This is a genomic window from Sinomicrobium kalidii (genome assembly GCF_021183825.1).
Lineage (GTDB): Bacteria > Bacteroidota > Bacteroidia > Flavobacteriales > Flavobacteriaceae > Sinomicrobium > Sinomicrobium kalidii.
Map to the genome: position 1 here is coordinate 2,420,234 of NZ_CP089211.1, position 13,368 is coordinate 2,433,601.

Here is a 13,368-nt window from a genome sequence, read left to right on the forward strand (position 1 = left end):
TATTGATTTTAAGTGATTCAATAAAAAAGTATTAAATTTTATGTCATAAAATTGCTAATTAATTTATGATCTTATGAAAAAAACTGTGTTAAGTATTGTAATAATGCTATTCTGTGTATTAGGATACACACAAGATCTGCCAAAAATTGTTCCATTAAGCCCTAATGCTGCAGAAATAGCAAAATACGGAGAGATACCTATAAGTCATTTTACTGGAGTTCCAAATATTGGAGTCCCGATTTATACAGTTAAATCGGGAGATTTAACCTTACCATTATCATTAAGTTACCATGCCGGAGGAAATAAGGTTGAAAGCATTGCTTCATGGGTTGGTTTGGGCTGGTCTTTAGGAACAATTCCTTCTATTTCAAGAAGTGTACGAGGAATTCCTGATGAGGAAGGAGGGTATTTTTATCTCTATTCGGGCAAAACAGTAAAAGAACTGTGGGATATTAGAAATAGTAATGAGGCCTTATTTAATACTTACAGACAAGATTTATATAGTGGATTGAAAGACTCTGAACCAGATATTTTCTATTATAATTTACCTGGAGAAAGTGGAAAGTTCTTCTGGAATCAAGAAGCCAATTCTTTTATTACGTATCCTAAATCAAATATCAAGATTACGAGAGATGATAATGTTTTTACATTAGTGACCGAAGATGGAGTAGAATATTTGATGAATATTATTGAAACCAACAGACCAAATGGAGGGAATCCGACGCGTACAACATGGTACGCTTCTAAAATGACTGCTGCCAACAAAAAAGATGTGATTGAATTTAAGTATAGGTATGAATATCAGATTATTAAAACATACAATACGGTTACTAAATACCATTTTCTTTCCGGTGTTTCAAATGGAACACCAGATGATAATGGAAGTATACTTTCTACAAGTACTACAAATGCACAAATGATTGAAAAGATTATTTTCTCAAATGGTTATATAAACTTTAATGAGAGCAATAACTATAGAGAAGATTTACAGAACGGGAAAAGACTCAGTAATATTTCTATATATAACAATCTTAATCAATTAATTTCGAAATATCAATTTATTCATAGGTATAAAATGGGTTCAGGATCTACATCCGGCGCAAGCCCATGTTATAATGCAGAAAGCTATGTGAAAAAATGGATGCTTTTAGATAAATTGGAACGAATATCTAATGACAACACTGATAAACAAGTGCATAGTTTTAGCTATAATGAAGCTAATTTCCCAGCTTGTAGAAGGAGTGCGGGTCAGGATTACTGGGGGTACTATAATGGACATGATGAAAACTCTAGTTTAATACCAACTTATTCCTTACCAACCAATGGAGCAATCATATCAGGTGCAGATAGGAGCGTAGACCCAAATAAATCACAGTTTGGTATCCTTAATAAGATAACTTACCCAACCGGAGGTTATACAGAGTTTTATTATGAAAATAATAAAGTGAGAAATGATGATATTATTCCTCCGCAATATAGAAAAGCTTATCAAGCTATGGACGGAGGAGATATTTTTGAATGGGGCGAACCGCTCAATGAAACACATACAGAGGTTAGACAATTTACTATTAATAACCCACCGGATAAAAGACTTAATGGTGATAACCCCAATGGAGGTGCCTTGGTAAAATTTACGATTATGCAACCTGGATGTGACTTGAGTAATGGGGTGGCAAATAATTGTGCACGTTTTACGATAAAAGGATCGCTCCCCGGAAGTAGTACTATTGATATTACATTTCCCGGGAAAACTCTTTATCTTCCAAATGATAATTATGAGATGAAAGCTAGTTTTAATCAGAATCCTCCAGAATATGGTAGTTTCTTGTTTCTTGCAGAATGGGAAATTCTAGCTCCAACCCAAACGAATGAGAATAGGTACGCTGGGGGGGTACGTATCAAGGAAATTAAGAGTTATGCTCATGCAAATGCAACACCATTAATTAAGAAATATAAATATACAACAGAATATAATTCGACTACTTCTTCTGGAGACATCTTTGTACAACCAGTTTTTGGAAATGAAAAGACAATTGTCTATGATTTTGTAAGCGGTTCCCCACCTCATGAAAGTGTTGAAAGATCAACTTTATTCCGAGTACAATCTTTTAGTAATATGCAAAATGTAACCTATTCTGGCTCTCCCGTAGGTTATGCTAAAGTTTTTGAATTTACTGATGATTCGAATCAAACAGGGTATTCTGAATATTCTTTCTCTTCGGCCAGAGATGAGTCGGGAGTACCTGAATTTCCTTACCCGCCGGCAGAGAGTATGGAACATGAAAGAGGAAAATTATTGGAGTCTGTAAATTATAAAAAATCGGGAAGTAACTTTGAGAAAGTTGAAAGGAAAAGATTTACTTATACAACTTCCCCTTATCAGTCATCGTCTCAGTACCCTAAATCTTCTTTTGCAATAAAATGGGGGAATGATTTTATTTCAAATAGTACTCAGGTATATGGGTATGCTCAAAACTTAACTCCTTACTATGCAACTGGTGGATGGAGAGGTTTGTATTCAGAAACTACAGAAGATTTTTCTGATAATAACACTGTTTTTTCCTCCAAGAGATACTCTTATGATAATGCTGCACACTTGCTAAAAACAGGGATAACAGCAACCAACAGTAAAGGAGAAGTTTTGAAAACGGAGACGAAGTATGCGTATGATGTAAATGATACAAGATTGATAAACGAACATCGTATCGCAGAGCCATTGGAAATAAAAAACTATAAAGGAAATGATTTATTAAACTATCAAAAAACAGTTTATGATAGTTTACATACCCCTTCTAATTTATTATACCTGCCTAGTAAAGTTAAAACTCTAAAAGGAGGTTCAAATGGAACAAATTCCTTAGAAGACCGAGTGGTCTATCATAAATACGATAATGTAGGTAATCTATTGGATGTATCGTTAAAAGAGGGTCCTCATATCGCTTACCTATGGGGCTACAACGGTCAATACCCCATTGCCAAGATAGAAAACGTGACCTCATACAGTAGTATTCCTTCTGCTCTTATTACTGCCGCGAAAAATGCTTCCAATAATGGAAGTGAATCGGATTTAACAGAAGCCTTAAATGATATACGGGAGGCCTTGCCGGATGCCCGGGTGACGACCTATACACATAAGCCTTTGATAGGGGTAAGTACGATCACCGATCCGAGAGGCGAAAAGACTACCTACACCTATGACACTTTTAATCGTCTGGAATTTATCAAAGACGAGACCAATAAATTATTGGAAGCATATAAATACCACTATAAAAATTAAAGGAAGATGAAAGCACAAATACTGTTATATACGCTATGCAGCCTGTTTTTTTGCGGACAGTTGCTCGCCCAGGACCCGCCTGCTACGATAGTCAAACAAAACTATACGCTGAATTCCGGGCAGAGCCAAAGCTACACAGCTACGCAGAGCATTACCTTAAAACCCACCACCTGGATCAAGGCCGGGAGTACCTTTTCAGCCAAGGTGGTTTCCGACGCCTATATTCCCATTGCCATTAGTAGCACAGAGAATTATATTCTGACCCGCAGTTACCAGAAAGGGATGACCGGTAGCGGAGGAATAACCGAAAACAAGGATGTGATCGACCGGGTGGTGTATTACGATGGCCTGGGCCGTCCCAAACAGGAAATAGCCATTAAAGCGTCTGACGGAAAACAAGATTTGATCACCCATATCGAATATGATGAGTTTGGCAGGCAGGACAAAGAGTACCTGCCCTATCGGGCCGGGCAGAACAAGGGGCAGTTTAATGGCAGTGCATTGTCTCAGACCAACAGTTTTTATAACACAACTAAATACGAAAACACGACGAACCCTTACAGCGAAAAGGTCTTTGAACCTTCGCCCCTGAACCGCGTGGAAGAGGTCGGTGCCCCGGGAACCCCGTGGAAGGCCAGTCCCAACAGCGATAATGACCATACGATTAAATACCGATATACGACCAATGGGGATAGTGGAGTACGTTTATATCAAGTAAGCTTAACTTCAGATTACACCCCGAGTTTAGAAGCATCCGGACTTTATGAGGCCAACCAACTCTATGCGACAGTGACCAAAGACGAGAACTGGCAACCGGGAGATGGTCACCTGCATACGACTTGGGAATTTAAGGACAAACAGGACCGGGTGATACTCAAACGTACCTATGCTACTGTAAACGGTGCCGTAAAGAACCACGACACCTATTATGTCTATGATGATTACGGGAATTTAACCTATGTGCTCCCGCCCAAGGTCAACACTTCGGACGGGGTGTCTACCGCAGAATTGAATGAATTGTGCTACCAGTACCGGTATGACGCAAGAAACCGGCTAATCGAAAAGAAACTTCCCGGGAAGGGTAAAGAATATATTGTCTACAATAAGCTGGACCAGCCTGTAATGACGCAGGACACGAAATTAAAGAATCAAAATAAATGGTTGTTTACCAAGTATGATGCTTTTGGGCGGGTGGCCTATACCGGGGTAAAGCACCATGCAGGAGATAGAGAAGCATTCCAAAACTCAGCCAACAACACTACCAGTTTTAAGCAATACGAAACTAAGACTACAACAGCCAATACTTATGCAGGAACTTCGGTATATTATACCAAAGATGCCATTCCCAAGACTATGGATGAGATCCATACGATCAATTATTACGATAACTATACTTTTAACAAGGCCGGGTTAACGGTCCCCACGACGGTACTGGGACAAACAGTGGATACAAGAACCAAAACCTTAGCCACAGGGAGTAAGACCAGGGTGTTGGGCACCAACCACTGGATCACAACGATCAATGCCTATGACAAAAAGGGGAGGTTGATCTATACGGCCACGAAAAACCCTTACCTGAACACTACGGATATTGTAGAAAGTAAGCTGGACTTTGCAGGCAAGGTATTGGAAACGAAAACCACCCATACCAAAGGGAACAACCCTGCCATAGTAACGGTAGATAAGTTTGAATACGACCATATGGGCAGGCTGCTGACGCAAACCCAGAAGGTGAACAACCAGGCAGAAGAACTGATTGCTGAAAACACCTATGATGACTTGGGGCAACTGGAGCAGAAAAAGGTAGGGAATACCCGGAGCAAGCCTCTACAAACAATAGACTATGCTTATAATGTACGGGGCTGGCTAAAGGCGATCAACGACGCAGATAACCTGGGGAACAGTCTGTTCGGTTTCCAGGTGAATTACAACACCAGCCGCAGTGGAGCGGTACCTGCACTGTATAATGGCAATATAGCAGAGACCTATTGGAAAACGGCCAATGACAATACGTTAAGGCGATATGCTTATACCTATGACGCTTTGAACCGTATTACCTCGGGATTGTATAACGGAGGCGGACATACCAACCGCTATACGTTAAAGGACATCGCCTATGACAAAAACGGGAATATTACCCAACTGACCCGTAATGGCGCCATAAATACCAATGCTTCTTCATTTGGAGAAATGGACAGGTTGAGCTATGCGTATTACAATGGGGGTAATTTTTTAGTCAAGGTAAGTGATGCCGCCAATAAGGTTTATGGTTTTAAGGATGGCGGTAATACGGATAATGATTATGGCCGGGATGCCAATGGCAATACCACAAGGGACAAGAACAAAGGGATTACATCTATTGCCTATAATCATCTAAATCTACCGACCCGGATAAGTTTTGGAACCAATAAAATTGACTATATTTACGATGCCTCGGGTACCAAGTTAGAGAAGGCGGTTACCCGGGGAAGTTCTGTGACAACTACCGAGTATGCAGGGAAGTATATCTATGAAAACGGGCAATTACGCCAGTTTACTACGCCCGAGGGATATGTAGAACCCGATGGAAGTACATATCGGTATGTGTATCAATTTACTGACATCTGGGGTAATGTTAGATTGTCTTATACGAACCAGGGAACGGCAAGCAGCCCGAATTTACAAATCCTACAGGAACGTAATCCCTATCCCTTTGGTCTTGAGCATCGCGGATACAATAATGTTGTTACCGGGGTAGAAAACAATTATAAGACCTACCAGGGACAGGAGTTTACCAAAGACTTAGGGTTAAATGTTCATGAATGGAGATACCGTATCAGTGACCCGGCCATAGGCAGGTTCTGGCAGATCGACCCATTGGCGGAAGACTATACCTATAACTCTAGCTATGCATTCCAGGAGAATAAACTGGGTATGGGAATAGAGTTAGAAGGTCTTGAAGCACTTCCCAGAAACAGTGCTGCAATCTATGAAGCGAGAATGGCCCAGGCAGATGAATTAGAACGACAGGGAAAAGTTGGTGAAGCTGTCTCTTTAAGAAATACAGCCAATAATATAGCCAAAGCCACTACCAATATCATAATGATAGGATTGGCCTATATGACGGGTGGAAGTTCGGGAGTAGTTGAAGAAGTTGTAGAGCAAGCTACGGGAATTCCTATTATTCCTGGTGCGGATGATATTCTCAAAAAGGGAGGTAAAAAGCTAATCCTGGGAACCAATCGAAAAGTGGGAAAAGAAGCCGAAAAAATGGTTACAGAAGGATTAGAAAAAGAATTTAAAGGAGGTGAAGTTCTTGAACAGGTATCAGGGAAATTTGAGGACGGAAAACGGACCGTTTTCGATAATGTTGTAATTGATAAAAAGACAGGTAAGGCAAAAATGGTGAATGAGACAAAGAGCGGAAATGCTACCTACACCAAGAACCAAAGCCGTTACCATAGAGATGGGGAATCTGTGACCCTTACAGGCAAGAATGCCGGGGCGGCAAAAGGACAGGTAATCAATAAGAATAACACTCCTTCCAGGACATCGAGAGTAGATGTAGAGAAAAAAAGTATAGAAATAGAATAACCATGAAAGTAGCTGATATCAGCAAGCAAATTATAGAGGGCATAGCCCCTGTATTTATCGAAGAGGGCTTTAAAGTAAATAAACGTGCAAGGGAGTTTGTGCGTGAATACAATGGTTGTACCCAAATTTTTGATTTATTGTTTTATAAAAAAGGAGATACTATTGAGATAGAGCCTATTATTAGGATAAAAATAAAACATATTGAAGATATATATCATCATATATCAATAGATCATAATGATATTTTTAGCACGTTAGGAAATAATTTGTATAAGGTAGTTAAACATTATGACGATAATATTGACATAGATTTTGACGGGAAATCGAAGATGTTAGTAGAAGACGATAAAGATGTAAAAAAGCTCATAGAAGTAATCCCTATTTACTTTAAACGGGAGGGGCTACGTTATTTTAATGAGAATAGTTCTGTAGCGAGGGCTGACGAATTGTTAAACAAATACCCTCGGGAAATATCTATTCATAACTGGCTTTATCCTATGCGTGCCTGTCTGGCCATTATAGCTGCAAAGCTCAATGATAATCCAAAATATAACGAATTGGTAAAAATCTATGAGGAAGAACTGGAAGATGCTTTGGACAGTTATAAGCAGGATTTTGCCAATCTCAAGAAATTTTTATCTGAAGAACTGACAAGCCACCCTTAACAGATGATCTGAAACACAAACCGCCCGGAAAAAAAGGCGGTTTTTTTATGCGTAAGCCTCTTTGGTTTTAAAATCGCGTATAAGCGCATCCAAGAGGATATAGATGTGCTTTTTGTTTTCTTCGGAGAGCCTGGAGATCTCCCCCAGCTATTGGACGTTTTTGGAGCATAGACCCATTGGCGGAAGAATACAGTTACCAATCGCCTTACAACTTCTCTGAAAATAGGGTTATTGATGCCTTTGAACTTGAAGGATTAGAAAAAATATCTATCCATACAAAAAGTTTTATTCCGTTCAAAACTCTTGGGCCTATAGGAGAAGGAGGAGGATATAGTGGAGATAACAGAGGTTTTGGTGATGCAGGGAAATCAAGGATGACAGGTAGATTTGGTTTAAACCTTTCAGGTAGTGGAATTACCTTAACGGGTAAAGATGCGAGTGGAGCAGATACTTATGACAGTGATGGAAACTTTATCACCCATTCAGAAGCAGGATTTGAAGGAGATGTTACTTTTGGAGAGAACAGTATGTCAGATGGTACTTCTGCGGCTACTGATTTAGGGTTCCATATAAGTGGGAATAATGATGCTATATTTGGTTCCCCAGATATTGATGTAAAAGGAGCGTTAGGTATTGGAGTGGTTGAAAATAAAGATGGTAGCAGTACTGCTGTAATATCAGGAGAAATGTTTGGAGATAAATTTCCAGCTAATGAAACTTTTATGACAGACCAATCAGGAGCGAGAATATTTTTAGGTGTTTCAGGAGCTGATGGCACACCATTAACTTCGTTGCCTGGGAATAATAGCCGAACAATGTCAACATTTACAATAAATGTTAACTTTAATTCTGATGGTAATGCTACAGGAGTTAACTATAATGGCACAAATTATTCTATTGAAGATTGGAATAAAAGATTTACGAGCTTAAATGCTGCAAGTAATGTATCAACCAATAATGATTAATTAGAAATGGATATTTTAAAAATTTTAGGAACAATATGGATGTATGTGTATCCTGTTCTTCTTGTGAGTACTTTATTGGTTGTAATATTAAATGTTGTAGGATATAAACATGAAAGAATACATCAATATGGTATCTTTAGTAAGATTTTTGTATCATTAATGATAGCTTCTTTTATTTATTATCTTTACGATGCACTTCCAAGAAGCAATAAAGGCTTTATTGAGTTAGCACAAGGATTTTATGAATGGGCAATATATTTAGCTTTTTATTTTTTAATAATTAGTCTTATAGGTACTGCATTGTTCATCTTTTTTAAGAAACAATAAGAAAAGTTGAAACCGCCTGCATGTGGACTGAACCCCGTTGGCAGAGGATTATACCCGGCTATTGGAAGGTTCTGGCAGATAGATCCCTTGGCTGAGGATTATATGTACAATTCGACCTATGCATTCCAAGAAAACAAGTTAGGTGCACTGTATAATGGCAATATAGCAGAGACCTATTGGAAAACGGCCAATGACAATACGTTAAGGCGATATGCTTATACCTATGACGCTTTGAACCGTATTACCTCGGGATTGTATAACGGAGGCGGACATACCAACCGCTATACGTTAAAGGACATCGCCTATGACAAAAACGGGAATATTACCCAACTGACCCGTAATGGCGCCATAAATACCAATGCCTCTTCATTTGGAGAAATGGACAGGTTGAGCTATGCGTATTACAATGGGGGTAATTTTTTAGTCAAGGTAAGTGATGCCGCCAATAAGGTTTATGGTTTTAAGGATGGCGGTAATACGGATAATGATTATGGCCGGGATGCCAATGGCAATACCACAAGGGACAAGAACAAAGGGATTACATCTATTGCCTATAATCATCTAAATCTACCGACCCGGATAAGTTTTGGAACCAATAAAATTGACTATATTTACGATGCCTCGGGTACCAAGTTAAAGAAGGCGGTTACTGAGGGAAGTTCTGTGACAACTACCGAGTATGCAGGGAAGTATATCTATGAAAATGGTTCTTTGACATTTTTTAGTCATCCAGAGGGGTATGTAACTAAGGAGAACAGTGCGTTTAAATATGTGTATCAGTATAAGGATCATTTGGGGAACGTTAGACTGTCCTACTCGGATATGAACAATGACGGTGCTGTGGACAGTTCCGAGATAATGGATGAGAAAAATTACTATCCTTTCGGGGGAACCCATGCTGGATACAATACTCAAGTACAAGGCACATACCATCCTTACGGTTATAATGGCAAAGAGGAGAACGATGAACTCGGCCTGCAATGGATGGATTATGGAGTGAGAAATTATGACAAGTGGCTTGGACGCTGGATGAACCTTGACCCATTGGCTGAGAAGTACTCTAATCTTAGTCCTTTTTCTTATGTTGCCAATAATGTTGTTAATGCCATTGACCCAGATGGAAGATTAATAATCTTTGTTGGAGGATTAAGATTATGGGCAGGTAACTCTGACCAAACTTGGGGCAAATCAGGAATTTATTATTCAGATGTATTCAACTATTGGCGAACAAAACCAGGAGAAGTAAATTCTTTTGGGCAGAAAGCTGATATAGTGGGAACATTTGCAAGAATACATAACGATAACCATCATATGTTTACAAGTGGCTCTTCTCATTGGAACTCACAGGCAGACCAAAGACGTTCGGAAGGTGTTAGTAAAGCCAAAAAGTTCTATCGTATGTACAAAAAAGGTAAAGTGGCATTAGCTGACAATGAAACCATAAAAATAGTATCACATAGTCAAGGAGGTGCTCACGCTGCTGGTTTTGCAGACCAATTGATGACATATAAGGATGCTGATGGCAATTCATTGTTCAATGTAGAAGTTATTTACTACATAACGCCACATCAACCAGGGGACATCACCCACCCTGATGGTCCACAAGGGTATCAATGGAGTCATTTTAACGATGCTGTTACTAATGCAGAAGGTTGGATGTCTTGGGTTAACGGTGGTAGTGGCCACGCTATAATTAAAAACCTATCCTCAATTAATCAATTCTTTGAAGGCACTATTTTAGGAGGGGAAGGACAGCCAGAAGCAACGGGAGCGACAGGAAATCGAAATGGTCATAATGTTACGGACAACCAGCAGAATATAATAAACACATTAAACGATTTTTGTAAGCAAAACCCAGGTAAGTGTAGAGAAGTAGAGTTAGTACCAAATAACGCAAATAATGACTAATAACGCTAAATACATTATCATGATATTGTTTTTATCTTCTCTTTTAATACAAGCGTGTAAAACACAAAAGTTATCAAAGGAGGATAAAGAATGGCAACCATACTCTAAAGGAGATGTATTGGTGTTCAAGTCAAGTTATAACAAGAGAGATTCTATCTTTATCGACAAGATAGAATCTCACTCTAACCCTAATGACCCTTTAAGCACTGGTAAAAAGAAGTATGAATTTTTATTTGTCTCTGGGGAAATCACATTACAAGAACCGATAAAGACTAAATTAGGTCACACTTTTGACAGAGAAAGAATAGATGTTTTACAAATGACTTTAGATGATAGTCATTCATATATGAAGTTTGTGTTTAGTAAAAAGTCTGATTCATTAAAATACCCTACAACAGTTTTGTCTATCAATGAGTTAAAAGAAAAAATTGATGGGGATAGTTCTGTTAAAATAAAAGCCGAAGAATATTATGATTTACCGTTTGATTATGATTTAGAAAGTTTTTGGTGGAGTAAGAAATACGGTTATACGCGTTATGAATTTAAGAACGGTGTTTACTGGGAATTGGAAAAGTTTATACGTAAAGGAATGAATATTTTAGAAGAATAAAAGAGCTGACAATGGCAAAGTTTAACTACAAAATAACCATTTTAAACGCTCTATCTTACCTGTACATTTTAGGCTGTCTGGTATATACGATTTTTAAATGGGAAATTTTATCGAAAGAAGAAGGTTGGGGAGTAGTCGCAATGCTTGGTTTAATCTCTATTGGTTTAATCCCTCTGTTAATTGATTTGGTTCTTCAAGCTTTTATCAAGAAAAAAACGACACTTAATATAATCGGCCTATTAGTGGCAATTACAATTATAATTTTGTTTTTGCCTTATATAAAAGGATAATCACCACTCTTCGGAGGAATACCCCGGGTAAACCATTGCAGACCATTGACTATACCTATAATGTACGGGGCTGGCTGAAAGCGATCAATAACCCGGATGCGGCATTGGGAGAGCAATTATTTGCCTTTGGTATCCGGTATAATGACCCTGCTTATAACCCTACTGACCGGGCCTTGTACAATGGCAATATCTCGGAGACCTATTGGCGGACGGCCAATGATGACCGGAGGCGGAATTACCGCTACACCTATGATGCCCTGAACCGTATTACAGGAGCAACAAATACCGGGGCCGGGGAATACACCAGGTACGAGCTAAAGAATGTAGCCTATGACAAGAACGGAAACATTACCGATCTGACCCGCAATGGCTGGCAGAACAGCAGTAATTACGACAATATGGATGTATTGGACTATCGCTATAATTCCACCAACAAATTACTAAAGGTCATAGATACGGGAAACAAGAGTTATGGCTTTAAAGATGGAACCAATACCAATAATGATTATACCTATGATACCAATGGTAACCTGGAAAGTGATACCAATAAAGGCATTACAGGAATTACCTATAATCATTTAAACTTACCCACTCGGATTAGCTTTGGAGCCAACAGAATTGATTATATTTACGATGCCTCGGGGATCAAGTTAAAGAAGGCGGTCACCCAGGGAAGTTCTGTGACAAATACGGAGTATGCCGGGAATTATATTTACGAAAACGGTGCTTTGGCATTTTTTAGCCATTCTGAAGGGTATGTAACCAAGGAAAATAATGTTTTCAAGTATGTGTATCAGTATAAGGATCATTTAGGCAACGTACGGCTTTCTTATGCCAATACTGGAACCAGCAGTGTTCCGCAACTGGAAATTATCGAAGAGAATAACTATTACCCATTTGGCCTGGAACATAGAGGGTACAATAATGTGATTAATGGACCTGAGTATCCTTATGATTATCAGGGTAAAGAAAACCAAAAAGAACTTGGATTAAACTGGCACGACTTCGGGGCGAGGAACTATGACGCGGCTTTGGGTAGATGGATGACTGTTGATCCAATGGCGGATGAAAGAGATTGGATGACTCCATACAATTTTGTGCAGAATAGTCCTTTATATAGAATAGATCCTGATGGATTAACAGATTTTAAATTGGACAGGAAAACAGGAGAAATTACTCAAGTTGGAGAAGCAAATGACGACCCGGATAGAATAGTAAAAACAGATAAGGAAGGTAATGTAAAGAAGAAAGGAGAAGGTTTTTTAGGTTTCTTAGTAAAAAAATCTGAAAGAGGAAAGGCTAAAGTAGCTATTGGAGATATTGAAAAAGGAATTCTTAAAGATGGACAGAATTTTAAGATGGAAGATAATGTTATAGATGTGGGAGGTGAAGGTCAACCTACATTAGAAAGGGTGAAAGAATTTACTTTAAAGTTGTCAAATTATATTGATAAAGAAATTGGGGGGTATTTTCTTTCGGGAAAACAAGAAAATAATATAAGCCATGTTTATTTAAGTCGTTATGTAAATAATACCGCTCAGGAAGCCAGATCTCCTTTTTTATTACATTCTGTCAGACCTGATTTATTTAACAAAGTTAAAACGCGGACTCATTTTCATACGCATCTATCGCGTTTTAGGGATAGTGATAGGTTAAGACCTTCTGAAGCTGATAGGAATTTTAAGAAAGGGCAGAAAAGTTTGATTGAAAAATTTATATTATTAACTAATCCAGAACCTGTTGAATATTAATA

Annotated in this window: 9 protein-coding genes; all 9 read left to right on the plus strand. The window is 38.6% G+C overall.

Translation table 11 applies throughout. The features are described 5' to 3' along the window. Window positions 1-73 precede the first annotated feature (73 nt). Window positions 74-3,277, plus strand: coding sequence for a hypothetical protein (locus tag LS482_RS09735; protein ID WP_233031592.1), 3,204 nt, complete (start codon window positions 74-76; stop codon window positions 3,275-3,277). A gap of 6 nt (window positions 3,278-3,283) precedes the next feature. Further along, the gene (locus LS482_RS09740; protein WP_233031593.1) at window positions 3,284-6,850 is read left to right on the plus strand and encodes a DUF6443 domain-containing protein; all 3,567 of its coding nucleotides are present in this window, start codon (window positions 3,284-3,286) and stop codon (window positions 6,848-6,850) included. A 2-nt stretch (window positions 6,851-6,852) separates the two neighbouring features. After that, window positions 6,853-7,515, plus strand: a complete 663-nt coding sequence (locus LS482_RS09745) for a hypothetical protein (RefSeq protein ID WP_233031594.1) — start codon at window positions 6,853-6,855, stop codon at window positions 7,513-7,515. Window positions 7,516-7,691: 176 nt separating this feature from the next. Continuing rightward, entirely contained in the window at window positions 7,692-8,480 is a 789-nt protein-coding gene (locus LS482_RS09750) for a hypothetical protein (RefSeq protein ID WP_233031595.1), read from the plus strand. Between the two features lie 6 nt (window positions 8,481-8,486). Continuing rightward, window positions 8,487-8,807, plus strand: coding sequence for a hypothetical protein (locus LS482_RS09755; RefSeq protein ID WP_233031596.1), 321 nt, complete (start codon window positions 8,487-8,489; stop codon window positions 8,805-8,807). A 6-nt stretch (window positions 8,808-8,813) separates the two neighbouring features. Beyond that, complete coding sequence (locus LS482_RS09760) at window positions 8,814-10,715, plus strand: RHS repeat domain-containing protein (protein WP_233031597.1); 1,902 nt, start codon at window positions 8,814-8,816, stop codon at window positions 10,713-10,715. Continuing rightward, window positions 10,708-11,325, plus strand: a complete 618-nt coding sequence (locus tag LS482_RS09765) for a hypothetical protein (RefSeq protein WP_233031598.1) — start codon at window positions 10,708-10,710, stop codon at window positions 11,323-11,325. The genes LS482_RS09760 and LS482_RS09765 overlap by 8 nt, the downstream gene beginning before the upstream one ends. An 11-nt stretch (window positions 11,326-11,336) precedes the next feature. Beyond that, window positions 11,337-11,615 carry a hypothetical protein gene (locus tag LS482_RS09770; protein WP_233031599.1) on the plus strand — a complete coding sequence of 93 codons (279 nt, stop codon included), beginning with the start codon at window positions 11,337-11,339 and terminating at the stop codon, window positions 11,613-11,615. A 35-nt stretch (window positions 11,616-11,650) separates the two neighbouring features. Beyond that, window positions 11,651-13,366 (plus strand): RHS repeat domain-containing protein, encoded by a 1,716-nt coding sequence (locus LS482_RS09775; RefSeq protein WP_233031600.1) that lies wholly within the window; start codon window positions 11,651-11,653, stop codon window positions 13,364-13,366. The last annotated feature ends 2 nt before the right edge of the window (window positions 13,367-13,368 follow it).

What these genes read in the sequence shown, in the direction of transcription:
- LS482_RS09735 (WP_233031592.1), top strand. Translation starts at nt 74, where the DNA reads ATGAAAAAAACTGTGTTAAGTATTGTAATAATGCTATTCTGTGTATTA.
- LS482_RS09740 (WP_233031593.1), top strand. Translation starts at nt 3,284, where the DNA reads ATGAAAGCACAAATACTGTTATATACGCTATGCAGCCTGTTTTTTTGC.
- LS482_RS09745 (WP_233031594.1), top strand. Translation starts at nt 6,853, where the DNA reads ATGAAAGTAGCTGATATCAGCAAGCAAATTATAGAGGGCATAGCCCCT.
- LS482_RS09755 (WP_233031596.1), top strand. Translation starts at nt 8,487, where the DNA reads ATGGATATTTTAAAAATTTTAGGAACAATATGGATGTATGTGTATCCT.
- LS482_RS09765 (WP_233031598.1), top strand. Translation starts at nt 10,708, where the DNA reads ATGACTAATAACGCTAAATACATTATCATGATATTGTTTTTATCTTCT.
- LS482_RS09770 (WP_233031599.1), top strand. Translation starts at nt 11,337, where the DNA reads ATGGCAAAGTTTAACTACAAAATAACCATTTTAAACGCTCTATCTTAC.